Source organism: Variovorax sp. P2_H12, from assembly GCF_056403395.1.
In genome coordinates, this window is the sequence record NZ_JBFUFO010000009.1 from 20,300 (window position 1) to 39,261 (window position 18,962).

At 67.7% G+C, this 18,962-nt stretch carries 21 protein-coding genes; 12 read left to right on the plus strand and 9 right to left on the minus strand.

The annotated features are described in order from the left end of the window. Positions 1-117 precede the first annotated feature (117 nt). Positions 118-1,518: a phenylacetate--CoA ligase family protein gene (locus tag AC1DYK_RS07800; RefSeq protein WP_478165739.1), complete on the plus strand. Its 1,401-nt coding sequence runs from the start codon at positions 118-120 to the stop codon at positions 1,516-1,518. Between the two features lie 7 nt (positions 1,519-1,525). Here the strand turns inward: AC1DYK_RS07800 and AC1DYK_RS07805 are convergent, their stop codons facing one another. After that, the gene (locus AC1DYK_RS07805) at positions 1,526-2,320 is read right to left on the minus strand and encodes a Rossmann-fold NAD(P)-binding domain-containing protein (RefSeq protein WP_478165740.1); all 795 of its coding nucleotides are present in this window, start codon (positions 2,318-2,320) and stop codon (positions 1,526-1,528) included. 120 nt (positions 2,321-2,440) lie between these two features. Between AC1DYK_RS07805 and AC1DYK_RS07810 the strand changes: the two genes are divergently transcribed. After that, positions 2,441-3,166: a Crp/Fnr family transcriptional regulator gene (locus AC1DYK_RS07810; RefSeq protein ID WP_478165741.1), complete on the plus strand. Its 726-nt coding sequence runs from the start codon at positions 2,441-2,443 to the stop codon at positions 3,164-3,166. Here AC1DYK_RS07810 and AC1DYK_RS07815 read toward each other — a convergent pair. From AC1DYK_RS07815 to AC1DYK_RS07835, 5 genes are all read right to left on the minus strand, one after another. After that, the gene (locus AC1DYK_RS07815) at positions 3,160-5,202 is read right to left on the minus strand and encodes a PAS domain S-box protein (RefSeq protein ID WP_478165742.1); all 2,043 of its coding nucleotides are present in this window, start codon (positions 5,200-5,202) and stop codon (positions 3,160-3,162) included. The genes AC1DYK_RS07810 and AC1DYK_RS07815 overlap by 7 nt on opposite strands. A 2-nt stretch (positions 5,203-5,204) precedes the next feature. Then, positions 5,205-5,930, minus strand: a complete 726-nt coding sequence (locus AC1DYK_RS07820; RefSeq protein ID WP_478165743.1) for a winged helix-turn-helix domain-containing protein — start codon at positions 5,928-5,930, stop codon at positions 5,205-5,207. A 65-nt stretch (positions 5,931-5,995) separates the two neighbouring features. Further along, positions 5,996-6,370, minus strand: a complete 375-nt coding sequence (locus AC1DYK_RS07825) for a TraR/DksA family transcriptional regulator (RefSeq protein ID WP_478165744.1) — start codon at positions 6,368-6,370, stop codon at positions 5,996-5,998. A gap of 96 nt (positions 6,371-6,466) precedes the next feature. Then, the gene (locus tag AC1DYK_RS07830) at positions 6,467-7,462 is read right to left on the minus strand and encodes a zinc-dependent alcohol dehydrogenase family protein (protein WP_478165930.1); all 996 of its coding nucleotides are present in this window, start codon (positions 7,460-7,462) and stop codon (positions 6,467-6,469) included. Between the two features lie 87 nt (positions 7,463-7,549). Continuing rightward, on the minus strand, positions 7,550-8,209 hold the full coding sequence (locus tag AC1DYK_RS07835) for a BON domain-containing protein (RefSeq protein WP_478165745.1): 660 nt from the start codon (positions 8,207-8,209) through the stop codon (positions 7,550-7,552). A gap of 260 nt (positions 8,210-8,469) precedes the next feature. On the opposite strand from AC1DYK_RS07835, the gene AC1DYK_RS07840 reads away from it, so the two are divergent. Next, positions 8,470-9,291 (plus strand): universal stress protein, encoded by an 822-nt coding sequence (locus AC1DYK_RS07840; protein WP_478165746.1) that lies wholly within the window; start codon positions 8,470-8,472, stop codon positions 9,289-9,291. Between the two features lie 30 nt (positions 9,292-9,321). Here the strand turns inward: AC1DYK_RS07840 and AC1DYK_RS07845 are convergent, their stop codons facing one another. After that, complete coding sequence (locus AC1DYK_RS07845) at positions 9,322-9,903, minus strand: hypothetical protein (RefSeq protein WP_478165747.1); 582 nt, start codon at positions 9,901-9,903, stop codon at positions 9,322-9,324. A gap of 273 nt (positions 9,904-10,176) precedes the next feature. Here AC1DYK_RS07845 and AC1DYK_RS07850 point away from each other — a divergent pair, with 273 nt between their 5' ends. From AC1DYK_RS07850 to AC1DYK_RS07860, 3 genes are all read left to right on the plus strand, one after another. Continuing rightward, positions 10,177-10,506, plus strand: a complete 330-nt coding sequence (locus AC1DYK_RS07850) for a cytochrome C (RefSeq protein WP_478165748.1) — start codon at positions 10,177-10,179, stop codon at positions 10,504-10,506. Continuing rightward, entirely contained in the window at positions 10,506-12,053 is a 1,548-nt protein-coding gene (locus tag AC1DYK_RS07855) for a bifunctional aminoglycoside phosphotransferase/ATP-binding protein (RefSeq protein ID WP_478165749.1), read from the plus strand. The genes AC1DYK_RS07850 and AC1DYK_RS07855 overlap by 1 nt, the downstream gene beginning before the upstream one ends. 114 nt (positions 12,054-12,167) lie before the next feature. Next, entirely contained in the window at positions 12,168-12,590 is a 423-nt protein-coding gene (locus AC1DYK_RS07860) for a universal stress protein (protein ID WP_478089140.1), read from the plus strand. A 15-nt stretch (positions 12,591-12,605) separates the two neighbouring features. Here the strand turns inward: AC1DYK_RS07860 and AC1DYK_RS07865 are convergent, their stop codons facing one another. After that, a complete protein-coding gene (locus AC1DYK_RS07865; protein ID WP_478165750.1) occupies positions 12,606-13,535 on the minus strand; it encodes a carbohydrate kinase family protein in 930 nt (309 codons plus the stop codon). 240 nt (positions 13,536-13,775) lie between these two features. Between AC1DYK_RS07865 and AC1DYK_RS07870 the strand changes: the two genes are divergently transcribed. The 4 genes from AC1DYK_RS07870 (at position 13,776) to AC1DYK_RS07885 (ending at position 17,910) form a co-directional block, all read left to right on the plus strand. Then, on the plus strand, positions 13,776-14,783 hold the full coding sequence (locus AC1DYK_RS07870; RefSeq protein WP_478165751.1) for a substrate-binding domain-containing protein: 1,008 nt from the start codon (positions 13,776-13,778) through the stop codon (positions 14,781-14,783). Positions 14,784-14,831: 48 nt separating this feature from the next. Then, positions 14,832-15,794, plus strand: a complete 963-nt coding sequence (locus tag AC1DYK_RS07875) for an ABC transporter permease (RefSeq protein ID WP_478165752.1) — start codon at positions 14,832-14,834, stop codon at positions 15,792-15,794. Next, on the plus strand, positions 15,794-16,597 hold the full coding sequence (locus AC1DYK_RS07880; RefSeq protein ID WP_478165753.1) for an ATP-binding cassette domain-containing protein: 804 nt from the start codon (positions 15,794-15,796) through the stop codon (positions 16,595-16,597). Before AC1DYK_RS07875 ends, AC1DYK_RS07880 begins: the two co-directional genes overlap by 1 nt. Positions 16,598-16,692: 95 nt before the next feature. Continuing rightward, positions 16,693-17,910 carry an ROK family transcriptional regulator gene (locus AC1DYK_RS07885; protein WP_478165754.1) on the plus strand — a complete coding sequence of 406 codons (1,218 nt, stop codon included), beginning with the start codon at positions 16,693-16,695 and terminating at the stop codon, positions 17,908-17,910. Positions 17,911-17,959: 49 nt separating this feature from the next. Here the strand turns inward: AC1DYK_RS07885 and AC1DYK_RS07890 are convergent, their stop codons facing one another. Next, complete coding sequence (locus AC1DYK_RS07890; RefSeq protein WP_478165755.1) at positions 17,960-18,133, minus strand: hypothetical protein; 174 nt, start codon at positions 18,131-18,133, stop codon at positions 17,960-17,962. 172 nt (positions 18,134-18,305) lie between these two features. Between AC1DYK_RS07890 and AC1DYK_RS07895 the strand changes: the two genes are divergently transcribed. Together AC1DYK_RS07895 and vapC are read left to right on the plus strand one after the other, a co-directional pair. Next, positions 18,306-18,536: an antitoxin gene (locus AC1DYK_RS07895; protein ID WP_478165756.1), complete on the plus strand. Its 231-nt coding sequence runs from the start codon at positions 18,306-18,308 to the stop codon at positions 18,534-18,536. Further along, entirely contained in the window at positions 18,537-18,962 is a 426-nt protein-coding gene (vapC, locus tag AC1DYK_RS07900) for a type II toxin-antitoxin system tRNA(fMet)-specific endonuclease VapC (protein ID WP_478165757.1), read from the plus strand.

Here is an 18,962-nt window from a genome sequence, read left to right on the forward strand (position 1 = left end):
ATTGCGCATTCAATTCCTCGGCGGCACAGCCGGCATCGGCACCTGCCGGCATCTGTGCGCCGACACGGGGCTTGCCATGGGCGTGGTGGCGGCGCTGCTGCGTCCCGCAAGGATGTCATGAACACGGTCCCATCGCCCCCGCTCGATCTCTGGTTGTCAGGCACCGTGGCGGCCGACGTCGCGCTGGTCTCGCACGCGCCTGCCGACGCAATGAAAGCCCGGCAGGCACGTCGCCTCGGCGAACTGCTCGCAGCGGCGACGCTGCGATCGCCGCTGTACCGGCGCCTGCTCAAGGGCCGCGACCTCGGCAGCCTGCGCCTGGAGGATCTGCCGGTCGCGCACAAGGCCGAGCTGATGCTGCATTTCGATGAATGGGTGACGGACGTCCGTCTTCGGCTGGACGGACTGCGCCGCTTCGTGGCTGATCGCCGGCGCATTGCCGAGCCCTTCCTCGGACGCTACACGGTGTGGGAGAGCTCGGGCAGCAGCGGCGAGCCCGGCATCTTCGTGCAGGACGCGAAGGCGATGGCGGTCTATGACGCACTGGAGGCCCTGCGGCGGCCCGTGCTGCGTCCGATGCAGCGGCTGCTGGACCCCTGGGGCCTGGGCGAGCGCATCGCCTTCGTCGGTGCGACCGGCGGGCATTTCGCCAGCACCGTCTCGATCGAGCGCCTGCGGCGGCTCAATCCGGTGTTGTCGAGCCGCCTGCACGGCATCTCGTTCCTGCAGCCCGCCAAGGGCATGGTGGCGGAACTGAACGCCTTTGCCCCGACGGTGATCGCTACCTATCCGAGCGCCGCGGTGCTGCTGGCCGAAGAACGCCTGAACGGACGGCTGCGATCATCACCGCGCGAAGTCTGGACCGGCGGTGAAGACCTGTCGGCGGCCAAGCGCGAATTCGTGCAGCGGGCGTTCGACTGCCCCGTGGTCAACAGCTACGGCGCCTCGGAGTTCCTGTCGCTGGCGTCCGAGTGCGAACACGGCCGCCTGCATCTCAACAGTGACTGGGTGATCCTCGAGCCGGTGGACGCGCAGGGCCGCGCTGCCGCGCCCGGCGAGGCGGGTGCGACGACGCTGCTCACCAACCTGGCGAACCATGTGCAGCCCTTGATCCGCTACGACCTGGGCGACCGCGTCACCGTGCAGGCACGGGCATGCAGATGCGGCTCCTGCCTGCCCGTCATTGAAGTGCAGGGCCGCAGCGAGGACACCCTGCATCTGGGCCGCGCCGGGTCGGGTTCGGTCAGTGTGCTTCCCCTGGCACTGAGCACGAAGCTCGAAGAGGATGCCGGCCTGTTCGATTTTCAGCTCGTGCAGGAGGGCCCCTGCGAGTTGCTGCTGCGCACCGGCCTGCGCGGCAGGGAGGCCGAACTCGCGCTGCAGCGGGCGCAGCGGGTGCTTGGCGAATTCCTCGAATCCCAGGGTGCCGTGGACGTGCACGTCCATTGCCGCAGCGGCGAGCCCGGCCGCGCCGGGCGCAGCGGCAAGGTGTTGCGTGTGGTTGCGGCTCCGCCCTGAGCGCGGGTCAGGGCTGGGCCATGGTGTCGAGCAGCACGATTTGCATCACGCAACGGTGGTTTTCCGATCGCCGGGCCTCGTCGATCGGGTGGCCTGACCCATGCAGCGACCAATGCGGGGAGTGCATGGCATCGACCACGAAGGTCGGCTCGTTCGACGCCGGACGCCCGGGTTCGGCCAGGTGAAGCGCAAAGCCCATCTCCCGCGCGGCCGACAGGAAGGCGCGGCCTCGCCCCGTCTGCGAGTCTCCGAGGAACAGAATGCTCCACCGTGGCGCCGGCGGCGAGCCATGCTCGCAAAGTGTCATGAGGTCGGCCAGCACCCTGGCAGGGTGATCGTCCAGGCCCAGTCCGGCGTAGACGGGAACGCCAGCCTCCAGTTCGATCCTTTGCACCGTGGGCGGTGGCAGCGCCCCGCAGTCGATGGCGTCATACATGCGCCCCAGGAGGCGGGCGAGGCTGCCGATGTCGGGCTGGGTCGGCCCGCCGGTCTCGAAACGCACCTCGGCGACCCGGACGCCGAGATCCTGGGCGGCGCGATGAAGGGGCGAAGTCTCGCGTCCCGGGGGCACCGTCTGAAGCAATGCCAGGTTCTTGCCGCGCAAGGCCTTGCCGACCGCACCCGAATGCGCATCCGCTCGCAGGCGCCGGGCGGCGGCGAAGAGGGCCGCGATTCTTCCTGCGAGCAGCGGCTCATCGATCGACAAGCTGCGGGAGGGAAAGGAGTGAATGTCTCTCACATCGGTGACGGTATGACGTTTGCCCTTTGCGGCATTGACGGGCATCAACATCTCGCTGCGCACCCTTGCCGATACCGATCGGACACAAAGCATTCACCTGCTGTTACGGAGGACGCCATGGCATTGGCGCTTCCGTTGCACACGCTTCCTAAGCTTTGCCCATCGATCTGCAAGGAGCCGGTGATGACTGAAGCGAGCTTTCCGAAGTGCACAGGGTCTGTCGTTCGGCGCATCGCCGACACGCTGCAACTGCTCCAGGACAGTTTTCCGATCCACCGGCGCATCGTCCGTGCCGGCGACACGGTGTACCAGGTGGGCCAGGAGTTCGGGTGCCTCTATGTCGTGAATTCCGGCTACTTCAAGATGGTCAACCTGTCGGGGGAAGGGCGCGAACAGGTGGTCGGTCTGTACTTCAAGGGCGACTGGCTCGGCCTCGACGGCATCGCGACGGCGCACTACGCGTGCGACGCGGTGGCGATGGACACCGGGGAGATCTGGGCCATCCGATACGAGACCCTGATCCAGGCGGCCGTGCGCGCACCGGCGCTGCTGACCGCGCTGCACGAGGCCATGAGCCGTGAACTCACCCGCGATCACGATTCGATGCTGTCCTTGTGCACGCTGCCCGCCGATGCGCGCGTCGCGGGCTTCCTTCGCTACTGGGCCGATGCGCTGGCGCAGCGCGGCCTGCGCACTGACCAGATCACGCTGCGCATGACGCGTGCCGAAATCGGCAACTATCTCGGAATGACGCTGGAGACCGTGAGCCGGGCGCTGTCACGGCTGGCGCGGGGGGACGTCATCCGGTTCACCGAAAAGGGCCGGCGCGACATCCATATTCCGCAGGTGGAGGCACTCACGGCCTTCATCCAGCGCACGGCCGTGCCGATGGCCGGCGCCCTTCACTGAGCGCCGTCGAGCACCCGCGCAATGGCCTGCTCGAGGTCCGCTTGCGTGAAGGGTTTGCGCAGCAGGTCGCGGACGTGGAATTCGCCGAGCAGCTCTCCGGAATAGCCGGACATCAGCAGCACCGGAAGGCCAGGCCACAGCGCGTGTGCGGCATCCGCCAGTTGGGTGCCCCGCAGGCCCGCGCCGAGCAGGATGTCGGTGAGCAGCAGGCCGATGGACGGGTCCGATGCAAGCACGCGCAACGCTTCCTCGCCGTCGGCGAAGGCGGTGACCTGGCAGGCCATCGAGGCCAGGAACCTCTGGACCACGCCGCGAACCTCCGGATCGTCCTCCACCAGCAGGACGTGCAGTCCCGGGGGCACATCACTCGTCGCGGTCCCGAGGTCCTCATCGGTCGCCCGGTCTCCCTCGACGCGCGGCAGGAATATCGTGACGGTCGTCCCCGCGCCGGTGGCACTCGCCAGGCTGACGGCACCGCGCGACTGCTTGGCGAAGCCGTAGACGGTGGACAGGCCGAGGCCAGTGCCGCGGCCGGTGTCCTTGGTGGTGAAGAAGGGCTCGAAAGCGCGCAGCTTGACGCTCTCGGACATGCCTTCGCCGGTGTCCGAAATGGCAATCGACACGAAGCCTTCCTCGGCGGATCGGTCCAGTGGAGCATTCAGTTCATCTGGCAATGCAGGCACCGTGCCGCAGGTGAACGACAGCGTGCCCCCCTGCGGCATCGCGTCGCGTGCATTGATGGCCACGTTCAGCAGCGCAGATTCGAGCTGGACCGGATCCGCCATGCAGAGTGCATCTTCGGTGTCGAGCGTGATGACGATGCGCTCGTCGAGCGTGCGCCTCAGCATGTCGGTCAGCGACCGCAGCAGCGCGGCGATGTCGACGATCGCAGGCTGAAGGACCTGGCGTCGCGAGAATGCAAGGAGCTTGCTCGTCAGTTCGGCGCCGCGGCGGGTGGCGCGCGCGGCGGCACCGACGAGTTGCTGCACGAAGGGATCGGCGGCGTACGCGGGGGCCTCTGCGAGCACTTGCAGGTTGCCCGAGATCACGGTCAGCAGGTTGTTGAAATCGTGCGCGACGCCGCCGGTCAATTGGCCGACGCTCTCGAGCCGCTGGGCATGGATGAGCGCTTCCTCGCTGCTCTCTCGCTGCAGCACGGTGGCGAGCATGCTCGACAGGGATTCCAGGAAGCGCACCTCGTCGTCGCCGAAGCGTTGCGGGGTGCGCGAACGAACCGCCAGCGTTCCGATGGCGCGGCCCCGGTCCGCCAGCGGCACGGAGAGTTCGCAGACCAAGCCGGCCTTGAGGTAGTGGGGCGGAATCGCGAAGCGTGCCTCCTGCGCATAGTCGCCAATCAGCACCGGCTGGCCCCGAGCCACCACGTAGCCGGACGGGGAGCCGGGCTCGTTCGGGATCCGATGGCCGATCGTTTCCTCTGGCAGAAGGCCCACGCCGGCGACGATGCGGAACGCAAGGCCGCTCGGCTCCAGCAGCAGGATCTTGGCCATCTCGACTTGCAAGGCTTGCACCGCGATTTCCGGTACGAGCGGGAGGAGTGTCTTCGAGTCGCGCGCATCCACCGCATGGCGACCGAACTGCGCGAGGTATTCGGCGTAGCGGGCCCGCTGCAGGGCCTGCTTCACGCGGGGATACGCGCCCACCGCGCGGATCGCGGCGACCACGTAGGGCAGGCCGTGGTTCTGCAGCGGACTCAGTGCGATCTCGACCATCACTTCGCTGCCGTCGCGCCGCTTGGCCACCAGGTCCATCTGCATGCCCATCGGGCGTGCGCGGGGATGGTCGGCATAGGTGTTGCGATAGGCGGAATGGCGCGGCCGGATGGCATCCGGGACCAGTTCGTCCACGCACAGACCCACCAGCTCTTCCTTTGCGTAGCCCAGAAGCTCCAGTGCGGCGGGATTCGCAAGACCGATCACGCCTTGCAGATCCACCAGGAGCAGGGCGTCCGGGTAGGCCATGAAGAGCGAGCGGAACACGGCTTCGTCGTCGAACCCCGGGACAGCGGATACGTCCACGGTCAGCCCGCCTCGACCTTGGGAACCAGGATGTAGCCAGCGCCGCGGACCGATTTGATGATCTGGGGATGGTCGGGGTCGGCCTCGATCTTTCGGCGCAATCGACCGATCTGGACATCGATGGTTCGGTCGAAGGGGCCGCCGTCTCGGCCTCGTGTGTGTTCGAGCAGGAAGTCCCGCGACAGCACCCGGCCCGGATGCGTGGCCAGCGTGTTCAGCAGGTCGAATTCTCCGGAGGTCAGGGCCACCTCCTGCCGGCTCGAATCCAGCAGGCGCCGGGCGGCCGTGTCGAGCTCCCATTGCGCGAAGCGCAGCCGCGTTGCGGCCTCGGCGCTGGCTGGTGCGAGCTGCCCTTCAGGTGCCAGGCGGCGCAGCACGGCCCTGATGCGCGCGACCAGTTCGCGCAGATCGAAAGGCTTGGTCACATAGTCGTCGGCCCCGACCTCGAGGCCGACCACCTTGTCCACCGGGTCGCCGCGACCCGTGACGATCACCAGCCCGCACCGCCAGTGCTCGCGCAGCTGGCGCGCGATCGCGAAGCCATCTTCGCCGGGCAAGCCCAGGTCGAGCAGGACGAGCGCCGGCGCATCGCGCGACATCAGCGCCATGAGCGCGGCGCCGGAATGAACCTGGCTGACGCGAAAGCCTTGGGCCCCGAGGTAGCTGGCGAGCAGTTGCGTGATGTCCGCTTCGTCGTCGAGGACCGCGAGGTGGGTGGGGGTGGTCACCGGTGCATGTTATTCCCTGTTCCGGCTGTATCGCAACGTCACGCCGTCGGGGCGGGCGGGCGCCCTCAGCGGCGCTGCCGGTTTTCGGCCTCGGTCTGGCAAGCGGCGCAACGGATGGCCGTGGGCTGGGCCAGGAGTCGCTCGCGCGGAATTCCCTCGCCGCAGTCGGCGCAGATGCCGTAGAGGCCGTCGACCATGCGCTGCTGCGCCAGTTCGATGTCATGCAACCTCGCACGGTCGACCTCGATCTCGGCGAAATGCACGTCGTCCAGTCGCTCGGCCTCGGCGTCGTCGGCATGGCTGTGGACCTCATGGTCGGTGGCGGGCGCGCCGGTCCCGGCATGCGCTGCGGCACTGTGAAGCTCGTCGAGCACGCGACGCTTCAGGCCGTCGAGTTGCAGGGCCAGGGCCTTGCGGTCCGATTCAGTGAGAGGGGTCATGGGAGGTGTTCGTTGGATGGGGCTTGGTGATCTTCGCCGCCCTCGGACTGCCCCGGTTTGACGGCCGTCAAATCGCTGCGATCGCGGTCGTATTCGTCACGCTGGGGGGAGCAGCACCGCGGCACCCCGCACGCGGCCGGCCCGCAGGTCAGCCATTGCCTCGTTGGCCTGCGCCAGCGGGTAGGTCGTGACGTGGACCTGCGGCGGATGCGACTGCACCAGCGCGAGAAACTCGCGCGCATCGCTGCGTGTCAGATTGGCCACCGACACGAGCCGTCGTTCCTCCCACAGCAAGCGGTACTGGAACGAGGGAATGTCGCTCATGTGAATACCGCCGCAGACCACGCGCCCGCCTTTGCGCACCGCTTGCAAGGCCAGCGGCACCAACTCGCCGGCGGGAGCGAAGATGATCGCGGCGTCCAGCGGCGCGGCCGGCATTTCGTCCGAGCCTCCGGCCCAGGCGGCGCCGAGGGTTCTCGCGAAGGCCTGGCCTGACGTGTCGCCAGGGCGCGTGAACGCGTAGACCTGCCGGCCCTGCGCGGCAGCCACCTGGGCGATCAGGTGCGCGGCGGCTCCGAATCCGTAGATCCCCAGGTGCCGCGCGTCATTGCCTGCCGCCTTCAGGCTGCGCCACCCGATCAGGCCGGCGCAAAGCAAGGGCGCGATCCGGGCCGGCTCCTGGTTCAGGCCGCCTAGCGGCAGACAGAATTCGGCCTCGGCGACGACGTGGCTCGCGAAACCGCCGTCGCGGTGATAGCCGGTAAAGCGCGGCGTGTCGCAAAGGTTCTCCCGGCCGGCGGCACAATAGGCGCAGTGCCCGCAGCTGTGGCCAAGCCACGGCACGCCGACCCTGTCGCCGATGCGATGCCCCTGGACGCCCGCGCCGAGCGCCTCCACTTCGCCGACGATCTCGTGGCCCGGCACGATGGGCAGCAGGGGCAGCGGCAGGTCGCCGTCGACCACGTGCAGGTCGGTGCGGCAGACCGCGCAGGCCAGCACGCGAAGACGCAACTCACCGGCGGCAGGCTCCGGGAGCGGGCGTTGCTCCATCCGCAGCGGGTGGCCGGCGGCCTGAAGGACCATCGCCTGCATCGTTGCCAGCCCCCGTCCGTCATTCGATCGCATGTGCGGCTCCGGAGAATCCGAGTAGGCAGGGAGCGACCCGTGCGACTCGCATGGTCAGGGTTCGACAAGGAGGTTGTTCACCACGCTCGCGACGCCTGGCGCCGACCAGGCGGCACCCTGCGCGGCCTTGCGCTCGGCCCAGGACCGGACCCTGCCTCGCAGGGTGACCTGGCCGCCGTTGACGATGACCTCGATGTGCTCCGAATCACGGTCGGCTTGGCGGTGCAGGGCCTCCTTGATCTTCTTCTCGATATCGACCGGCGAGAACCTTGCCTTCACCTCGACCAGGTCGGTGACGCCCTTGACACCCAGCAGGTCGCGCACGGCGACTTCGGCGGCCCTGCGCTGGTATTCCCATTCGACCCGACCGCTGAGCGTGAGCCAGCCGTTTTCCACCATCGGACGGATCGCCTCGTCGGGCACGAGCACGTTCCATTCGAGCGCACGCTCCGCCGCCAGGGCGATGTCGGCGTCGGTGCGCTCGAAGTTGGGCGCAAGCTTGACCGACATTTCGATGGCGAGCGCCTTCACGCCCCTGACGCGCTGCGCCGCGCGCTCGATGGCGTGCTTCTCGGCGTGACTGGCGGGATGGCCGGTCAGGGTGACCACGCCGTCCTTGACGATGATGCCGATGTCGGTGGCGGCGGTCGTGATGACGGGGTCGAAGTTCAGCTCGGCGACGATGTCGCTTCGCAGCATTGCATCGGATTTCATGAGGGGGTCCTTTCCTTGGTCGGTCGAAGCGGAAGCTGTCGCCGCGCCCGGATTCGCGCGCGTGGCGCCCATAGGCCTACTTTAGGAACAACAGCGCGGCCGGGCTTGCGCTGGATCAAGCGGTCGTCCGCGCCTCAGACCGCGCGCTTCGCCGGTAGTTCAGGCGGGATACGCGTCGTGATTTGACGCCGCGCAAGGCGAGGCGGTGCCGATCGCGCTAAGTTGCCTGCATCCCACACTTGGATTTCGAAGGAGTTCCCATGCAAGCACCGAAGACGATCCTGCTTCACCTGGACGGTTCAGCGCGCGCCGCGGAGCGCGTCAAGGTCGCCCGGCAACTGGCTGAGGCCTTCGATGCCGAAGTCACGGGCTTGCCATGCACGCTGTCAGCGCTCATGCGCTTTCCCTATGCGGTGGAAGGAGCGGCAGAAGCCGTGGCGATCATGCTGGAGCTCGACCAGGAATGCCGGGACAAGGCCTATGCGACTTTCATGGCAGCCGGGGGCGGCTCGCCGCGCCTGCGCTGGGCCGAGCCGATGAGCGATGCGCCCTGGGGCTTCGCCCGGCGCGCCCTGTATGCCGACCTGTTGATCCTGGGCCAGCGCGACGCTGACGACCCCGCCGCCGCCGAACTGCCGGCCGACTTCCTGCCGAGCGTGCTCGTCGAGAGCGGCCGGCCCGCGTTGGTGCTGCCTTACACGGGGCCGATCGCCCCCATCGGGCGCACCGTGCTGGTGGCCTGGAAGGAGTCGCGCGAGGCCGCGCGCGCGGTGTCGGCGGCGCTGCCCTGGATGAGGCAGGCGGAGTCGGTGCACGCGGTCAGCTACGGCGAAGCGGCGGGCGCATCCTTGCAGAGCCTGCAGGACTATCTGGGGCGGCAGGGCGTGAGCGTCTCCGTGCGTCCGGGCGGCCCGGAAGGGGGTGATGCCGGCGAGAAGCTTCTGTCGACGGCCGCGGACATGAGCGCGGACTTGCTCGTGATGGGGTGCTACGGCCACAGTCGCGCGCGCGAATGGGTATGGGGCGGTGCCACGCGATCGATCCTCCAATCCATGACGCTGCCGGTGCTGATGTCGCATTGAGTCGACTGCAGGCACGGGCCTTCGTTCGGGTCATTTTCCCGCGGGCTGCGCAGGGGTGGACCTGGACCCTTTGGCGGCCTCCATCGTCTCTCGCGCGGCATCCCTCGCGGACAGCGCGGCGGCACGCGTGGCCTCCTCGGCGTTCTGCAATGCGTCGCGTGTCGACTGCGCCGCCTTCTCGGCCTCCTCCTTGCTTGACGCCATCACCTTTCTCGCCGCTTCTTCGGCCAGGTCGAGTGCTTCCTTGGTCGCCGCCGATGCCTTCCTGCTTTCTTCCTCCGCCTCGCGCACGGCTTTCTCGGCGGCGTCGAGGGCCTTCCCGGCTGAAGCGGTGGCCTTCTCCTGGAAGCGGTTCGCCGCCTCGGCGGCCTTCTGCGCTGCGCGCCGGATGCCTTCCGCGATTGCCTTGGAGATCTTTCCGGCGTCCATCTTGCCCTGCTCGGTTGCCGCCTTGGCCGCATCGGCCGCCTTTTGCGCGGCGATCTGTGCCTCTTGAGCTGCCTTGGCCGCGGCGTCCCTGGCTTTCTGGGAGGGCGTCGCTGGCGGGTTCAATGGACCGGGTGGGGTGTTGTCCGTCGCGTATGCCGACGCGCTCAAGACGAGGATCCACACGGCGAGAAGACTCTTTGATGTCATGGTTGCTCTCCGACGGATGAGCCGCGAACCCCTCTGTCGAGCCGATCGGCGATCCCGCCGAAGACGGAAGCGGCCAGGGAACAGCATGACGTTAAGCCGGATGGGCATGCAAGAACTTGATCGCGCGCAAGCCCGCCAGCATCGGCGGCGATTCAGGAGAGAGTTGCGTGCCGATTGCGCTGCGTCAAGCTGCAAGCCCTCACGTGTGCGATTCTCGGTCCTGCCCTGTTGAAAGCGAGGAGCGACACCATGTCAACCCACCCACTGACGGCATGCGTTCTGGTCGGCGCGGTCCTGTTCGGTCCCCCGGCGGGTGCTCAATCGCGCGGAGAACTCTTGTACGCGACGCATTGCATCGCCTGCCACACGACGCAGGTGCATTGGCGGGACCGGAGATTGGCCATCGACTGGAACAGTCTCCAGGCGCAAGTGGCGCGCTGGCAAGCCGCAGGTTCGCTGAACTGGAGCGACGAGGACATCATTGCAGTCACGTCACACCTCAACGAGCGCTTCTACGGATTCAAGTTGCCCCCCGGTCCACCGGTGGTGCTGACGCCAGCCGGAGGCGGGCGCCGTTGATGGCGATGCCACGGGCGGATCGCACGCTGGTGACGGCGCTGCGTGAGCACCTGCGCTCTGAAACCGGGCAGGCGGTCGCGCTGATCGAGACCCACATCTCGTGGGTGTTGCTGACCGATCAATTTGCCTACAAGCTGAAGAAGCCGGTTCGCCTGTCCTTCGTCGACTTCGGCACGCTGGCGGCGCGCAAGCACTTCTGCGAGGAGGAACTCCGGCTCAACCGCCGACTGGCGCCCTCGATCTACCTCGAAGTGGTGCCCGTGTGCGGCACGCAGGAGGCGCCACACCTGGGCGGCGAAGGCGCCATCGACTTCGCCGTCTGCATGCGGCGCTTTCCGGAGGACGCGCTGCTGCGCAACCTGCTTCTGGCGGGGCGGTTGAGGACGGATCATCTCGTGCGTTTCGCGCAGCGGTTGGCGGCATTCCATGGGCAAGCGCAGCCCGCGCCGCTGTTCTCGGAGTTCGGCGCGCCGGAGCAGGTGCTGCGTCCGATGACCGACGCGCTGGCGACCCTGCAGGCCGAATACGGCGCCGATCGGCTGCAGGCGGTGCGGACCTGGGTGGCCGAGCGGAGCGCGGGGCTTCGCACGGCATGGACCGGACGACAGCGCGAGGGCGCGGTGCGCGAATGCCATGGCGATCTTCATCTGGCCAATGTGGTGCTCATCGGGACCGAACTGACCGCGTTCGACTGCATCGAGTTCGATCCTGCGCTGCGCTGGATCGACGTGATGAGCGACGTGGCCTTCCTCACCATGGACCTGAAGGCGCACGGGCGCAGCGACCTCGCGCACCGCCTTCTCGACGCTTATCTGCAGCACAGCGGCGACTATGCCGGCGTGCAGGTCTTGCGCGTGTACGAGGTGTATCGGGCGCTGGTGCGCGCGATGGTGGCCTGCCTGCGTGCGCGGTCGGTCGGCGCAAGCGCGCAGCCGGTCGATCCCGACTATCTTGCCTGCGCCGAGGCGCTTGCGGCGCGCGACGCGGCTCCGGCGCCCCGCCTGATGATCACGCACGGGCTGTCCGGCGCGGGGAAATCCACGATCGCGGCGGAGCTGCTGGCGGTCGCGGGCGCGATCCGCATCCGCTCCGACGTCGAGCGCAAGCGGCTCTTCGGCCTGGCACCCCTGCAGCGATCGACCGAGCAGGCGGTGGACATCTACACCCCCGAAGCGACCCGACGGACCTTCGAGCGGCTGGCGGCCTGCGCGCGCACGGCACTGGAGGCCGGCTATCCGGTGATCGTCGACGCGGCCTTCCTGCGGCGAGACGAACGGATGGCGTTCCGGGCGCTGGCGGCCGAACTGCGCGTGACTTTCTCGATCCTTCACTGCCAGGCCACCGAAGCGCAGCTGCGCCAGCGGGTGGTGGCGCGCCGGGCCAGCGGTACCGATGCGTCGGAGGCGAACCTGGCGGTGCTGGAGCGGCAGTTGGCCACCCACGAGGCGCTGGATGGCGAGGAGCGGGCGATGACGCTGGATGTCGCCACCGAAGAGCCACTGGATGTCGCGTCGCTCCTTGACCGCTGGCTCGCCCGGGCCCGGTGACCGCGGTGACCGGCTTCGGATCGACGGCGCATCGCGCCCTTGACCTGGCGCAAGCCATGCGGATGGCGCCTCGGCGAACATCGAGCCTTCCAGAACTCTCGACAGGAGAACACCATGAAGATTCTTCTTGCCGTCGACGGCAGCGACTACACGAAGCGAATGCTCTCCTGCCTGGGCGCGCACAAGGAGTTCTGGGGCGCAGGCCATGACTTCACGGTGTTCCATGCGGTCCTTCCGGTCCCTCACCGGGCGGCGGCGTTCGCGGGACCGGACATCGTCCATGGCTACTACGACGACGATGCCCGGGTCGTGCTCGACCCCGTGCGTGCGCGCCTGGCGGCGGAGGGAATCGAAGCCAGGTTCGTACACAAGGTGGGACATCCGGCGGAGGAGATCGCGTCGTACGCCGAGTCGGGCAAGTTCGACCTGCTGGTCATGGGGTCGCATGGCCAGGGCGCCCTGGCGAACCTGGTGCTCGGCTCGGTCGCCACCAAGGTGCTGGCGCGCTGCGCGGTGCCGGTGCTGCTGGTGCGCTGACGGGCTGCAGTCCGCTCAGGGCTTGAGCTCGCTGCGCCGCGGCAAGTCCGCGCCCCGGCGCGAACACGTGATGGCCGCCGCGGCGACGGCGAATTGCAGGGCCATGCGCAGGCGGGCGACGGACAACGACGCGATGGCGCCGATCGACAGGCTGTCGTGTTCGGCCAGCCAGGTCAACAGCGCCGCCTGGAAGGTGTCGCCGGCACCGACGGTGTCCACCACCGGCAGCGCGACCGCGGGCACGCTCACCGAGCCGGACCGCGTCCAGGCCACCGCGCCGTCGCCGCCGCGCGTGACCACGACGAGGCCCACGCCGCGCGCTATCGCATCGTCGGCGAACTGCTGCAGGCCTGTGCCTGGCGACAGCAGCGAGAGGTCCTCCTCGCTGATCTTGAGCAGGTGCGTGCGCGGCAGCATCCACTGCAGCATGTCGCGCCAGCGTGCCAGGTCGGGCTCGACGTTGAGCCGGATGTTGGGGTCGTAGCAGATCGGCGTGCGCGCGTGCTCGCGCGCCACCAGCGCGCGCAGCGTGGAGGCAATGGGCTCGACCACCGCGGCGTACGAGCCGATCTGGACGGCGCGAATGTCCGCGGGCAGCGAGGCGAGTGTGTCGACTCCGAGTTGTCGGTCGGCGCCGCCTTCGCCGTAGAAGGCGTACGAGGGAACGCCTTGCGCATCGAGCCCCACCAGTCCCAAGGTCGTGGGGGCGTCGACCCGCGCCACCGAAGCGGTGGCGACGCCTTCGTCCTGCAGCGCGCGCATCAGGCGCTCGCCGAGAAAGCCGCGCGACAGCGCGCTGAAGAAGGCCACGGGCTGCCCCAGACGCGCCAGTCCCACCGCGACGTTGAAGGGTGAGCCGCCGACGCGCGCATCGAACGCCATTCCCGTGGGCGTGTCGCCGCTGGCGAACACATCCATCAACGCTTCTCCGCAGACGAGGAACATCGCATTCTCCCAATCGATTCATGGCTGGCGAGCACAGGATTGCAGCCGGCCGGGGAGGCCAGCATGCCGCACGAACAGCGCGCCGAGACCCCGGGAAAGTACCTAATAAATCTAATTGATTTATTAAGTCGGCATGCCCACAATTCTTCTCACGCCGCCATGCATCCCCGCATCGCGGCGCCGGCCTCAGGAAATTCCGCAGTCGGCTCGCCGACCGCTCGACGCACACGGAGACGCCCCATGTTGAAGACTCAGCTTCGGATCGCTTTCACCATTACCGCCGGCCTCTGTGCCGCAGGCATCTCGAACGCGGCGGACCCGCCGGTGATCGGGCTGATCACCAAGACCGATACCAACCCCTTCTTCGTGAAGATGAAGGAAGGGGCGCAGGCCGCGGCCTCCGCGCAGGGCGCGAAGCTGCTCAGCGCAGCCGGCAAGACGGATGGCGACAACGCCGGTCAGGTGACGGCCATCGAGAACATGATCGCCGGGGGCGCCAAGACCATTCTCATCACGCCCAGCGATTCGAAGGCCATCGTGCCGGCGATCAAGAAAGCGCAGGAAAAGGGTGTGATGTTCATCGCGCTCGACAGCCCGGCCGACCCGGTCGACGCCACCGACGCGCTGTTCGCCACCGACAACTACAAGGCCGGCCAGCTTATCGGCCAGTACGCCAAGGCCGCCATGGCCGGCAAGCCGGCCAGGATCGCCACGCTGGACCTGTTCCCGGGCCACCCGGTCGGCGCGCAGCGGCACAACGGCTTCATGTCGGGCTTCGGGCTGCAGGCGGCCGATGCGAAGAGCAACGAACTCTCGAAGAGCCCGGAGATCGTCTGCATGGCCGACAGTTTCGGCGACCAGGCCAAGGGCCAGACCGCGATGGAAAACTGCCTGCAGAAGAACCCCGACATCAACGTCGTCTACACCATCAACGAACCCGCGGCGGCGGGCGCCTACCAGGCGCTGAAGGCGGCGGGCAAGGAAAAGGGCGTCGTCATCGTCTCGGTGGACGGCGGCTGCGCTGGCGTGAAGAACGTCAAGGCCGGCGTGATCGCGGCCACCTCGCAGCAATACCCGCTCAAGATGGCGTCGATGGGTGTCGCGGCCGGCGTCCAGTACGCCAAGGACGGCAAGAAGGTCAAGGGCTATACCGACACCGGCGTCACGCTCATCACCGACAAGCCGATGGGCGGCGTGGAGAGCAAGGACACCAAGGTCGGCACCGAACTGTGCTGGGGCAACAAGTAGGAGGCACACATGCCGGCTGCCGAGCTCACCGAACGATCCGGAGACGCCATGACATCGACCAAGTCCTCCAGGCTTCCGCCCATTGCCACGCTCGGCCCGCTGATCGCGCTGCTGCTGGCGGTCGTCTTCTTCACGACGCAGAGCGACCGCTTCCTGTCGGTGCAGAACTTCTCGCTGATCCTGCAGCAGGTGATGGTGGTGGGCACGATCGCGATCGGCCAGACGCTGGTCATCCTGACGGCGGGCATCGACCTCAGCTGCGGCATGGTGATGGCGCTCGGCGGCATCGTGATGACCAAGCTGGCGGTGGCCAGCGGCCTGAACGAATACCTCGCGATCTTGTGCGGGCTGCTCGCGTGCATGGCCTTCGGCCTGCTCAACGGGTTGCTCGTGACCCGCATCCGCCTGCCTCCGTTCATCGTGACGCTGGGCACGATGAATATCGCGTTCGCGATCACGCAGTTGTATTCGGGTGCCCAGACCGTCACCGACCTGCCGCCGGCGATGACTTTCTTCGGCAACACCATCTCGCTCGGCGGCGCGGCCGTCAACTACGGCACCTTGCTCATGATCGCGATGTATGTCTTCATGTGGTGGGGCCTGCGCGACACCCAACCGGGCCGCCACGTCTATGCCGTGGGCAACAACCCCGAGGCCACGCGCCTGACCGGCATTGCGACCGACCGGGTGCTGCTGGGCGTGTATGTGACGGCGGGCCTGTTCTACGGCATCGCATCGCTGCTGTCGGTGGCGCGCACCGGTGTCGGCGACCCGAACGCGGGGCAGACCGAGAACCTCGACGCCATCACGGCGGTGGTGCTCGGCGGCACCAGCCTGTTCGGCGGCCGCGGCATCATCCTGGGCACCCTGCTGGGCGCGCTGATCGTCGGCGTGTTCCGCAACGGACTCACGCTGATGGGCGTGTCCTCGGTCTACCAGGTCCTGATCACGGGCGTGCTCGTCATCCTCGCCGTCACGACCGATCAGCTGTCACGCAAGGGAGCCCGTTGATGAACACGCCATCCCAAGGCACGCCGCCGCTCGTGATGGAAGCGCGCGGCCTGGTCAAGCGCTACGGCAACGTCACCGCACTGGACGGCGCCGACTTCGAATTGCGCGCGGGCGAGATCATGGCGGTGATCGGCGACAACGGTGCCGGCAAGTCGTCGCTGATCAAGGCCCTGTCGGGCGCCACCATTCCCGACGAAGGCGAGATCAAGCTCGACGGCAAGACCATCCACTTCAAGTCGCCGATCGACGCCCGCCGCGAAGGCATCGAGACCGTCTACCAGGACCTGGCCGTGGCGCCGGCGATGACCATTGCGGAGAACCTCTTTCTCGGCCGCGAGATCATCAAGACGGGCTTCCTGTCTCGCCTGCTGCGCATCATCGACAAGAAGAAGATGCTCGACGAAAGCACCGCGCGGATGAACGACCTGAAGGTCGGCATCCGCTCGATGACGCAGGCCGTCGAAACTCTCTCCGGCGGGCAGCGCCAGTGCGTGGCGGTGGCGCGCAGCGCGGCCTTCGCGCGGCACGTGGTGATCCTCGACGAGCCGACCGCCGCGCTCGGCGTGAAGGAGGGAAACATGGTGCTCGAGCTGATCCGGCGCGTGCGCGACAAGGGCCTGCCGGTGATCCTGATCAGCCACAACATGCCGCATGTGTTCGAGATCGCCGATCGGATTCACATCGCGCGGCTCGGCAAGCGCGCCTGCATCGTCAACCCGAAGAAGATCAGCATGAGCGACACGGTCGCGGTCATGACGGGCGCCATGCGTCCCGACGAACTGCCCGCCGAAGCCCTTGACTGACACCCGCGCCCGATACATTCCAACATGCCAATGAACCTCCCTCCATGGCTCGGCCCCGAGCCGCTCGAAGGCGTGCTCGCTCGCGAACTTTCGCCATGAACAGCGGCGAGATTGCAGTTCGGCTGCGCCCGCGCGGCTCCAACCAGGTGGGCATGGGCCAGTTCAACGAGCGCGTGGTGCTGCAGGCGATCCGCCTGCATGGCGCGCTGCCGAAGGCCGAAATCGCGCGCCTGACCAACCTCACGGCCCAGACGGTGCAGATCATCATCGCGCGGCTGGAAGCCGACGGGCTGGTGCTCAAGCACGCACCGGTGCGCGGCAAGATCGGCCAGCCGTCGGTGCCGATGGCATTGAACCCGGATGGCGCCTTCTCGATCGGCATCAAGATCGGCCGGCGCAGCCTCGACGTGCTGCTGGTCGATTTCACCGCCCAGGTGCGCGAGCGCCTCACGCTGGACTACGAGTTCCCCGACCCCGACACGCTGTTCGACGAGATCCGTGCGCGCCTGGCGACGCTGCGCAAGGCGCTCGGGCCCAAGCGCGCGCAGCTGCTGCACGGCATCGGCATTGCGGCCCCGCTGTCGCTGGGCGGCTGGCAGTCGCTGCTCGGCGTGGCGCCGGAGCAGGCCGGCAAGTGGACTTCGATCGACATCCGCGGGCGGGTGGCGGCCATGACCCAGCTGCCGGTCGAGCTGGTCAAGGACACGACGGCCGCTTGCGTGGCCGAACTGGTGGCCGGGCGCGGACGCAGCATCCGCAGCTTCTTGTACCTCTTCATCGACACCTTCATCGGCGGCGGGCTCGTGATCGACAGCCACTTGCGCAGCGGCGGGGCCGGCAACGCGGGCGCCGTGGGGTCGATGTCGCTCGGCCTGGGTGGCGCCGACGGCGCACCGCCGCCCCAGTTGCTGAGCGTGGCGTCGCTGTTCACGTTGGAGGCGCTGTACGCACAGGCCGGGCTCGATGTCGGTGCCGTGGCGGACGAACGCGCGGTCGCGCCGCCATGGCTGCCGGTCACGCGCGCGTGGATGCAGCAGACGAGCCCGGCGATCGCACTGGCGATCCACAGCGCGACGGCGCTGCTCGAGCTCGACGGGGCGATCATCGACGGGTCGTTCAGCCGCGAGATGCTCGCCGAGGTGCTCGCGGCGGTCGACGGCGCGCTCGACCGCTACAGCTGGGAAGGCGTGGCCCGTCCCAAGGTGCTGGCCGGCGCGATCGGCGCCGATGCGCGCGCCATCGGCGGCGCGCTGCTGCCGTTGTACGCGAACTTCGCTCCCGATCGCGATCTGTTCCTCAAACTCGATCGATGATCCACGTGCTCGGTGATCGCTCGCCGTAGAGGCATCGTCGGTCGCTGGTTCAAGGATTCAGCGGAATGCGGATGATGGCAATCGCGACACCGGTCAAGAGGGTGGCCGCGACCACCGCATCCCATCCGATCGCGCGGGGGCGCAGTTGCTTCCAGACGCCACCGGCAACGAAGACGCCTGCGATGGTCGCGGCGAAGAAGGGGCAGAAGTAGCTCAGGTTCATGGGCTACGGCAGCAGAGGTCTCGAACTGAGCGGGTGGTCTTGGTTTTCCATGGAGGTGAATCGTACTGTGCGAGTTCGGCGGGTAGCCTGGCGCGGCCACGCCCTGCGCGCAACATTGACCAGCCTGGATTGAATGTATATACTTTTTGTATATATTTCGAAGGAACACCGCATGACCTACGCCCGTGTCTTCCAATCCGGCAACAGCCAAGCCGTGCGCCTGCCCAAGGAGTTCCGGTTCAACTCCGAACAGGTCGAGATCTTTCGCCAAGGCAACGACATCGTCTTGCGCGAGCGGCCCGTCAGCGCCGTCGCCATTTTTGACGCCCTGATCGCCATGCCGGCCGACTTCATGGCCGACGGACGCAACGACAGCCCCCCTCAAGAGCGGGAGACGTTTTGAATGGCCATCCGCTTCCTGCTCGACACCAACATCTGCATCTATATCGCCAAGCACAATCCGCCCGCCGTTCGAGCGCGCTTCGAGCGACTCAGCGCCGATGCACTGGCCATGTCGGTCATCACCCTGGGCGAGTTGCGACACGGCGCCGAAAAAAGCCAAGCCCGTGCCAAGGCCCTGGCCGCGCTGCAACGGCTGCAAAGCGCGATCCAGGTCGCGCCGCTGACCGATGCCGTGGGGCAGCACTATGGCGAGATTCGCAGTGTGCTGGAGCGCGCAGGGACGCCCATCGGCAACAACGATCTCTGGATTGCGGCGCACGCCCGCGCTGAAGGTTGGGTGCTGGTCACCAACAACGAACGTGAGTTCCGTCGCGTGGAGGGTCTGGCGGTTGAGAACTGGGTCGGCGGAGCATCCGGCAGTTCTTAG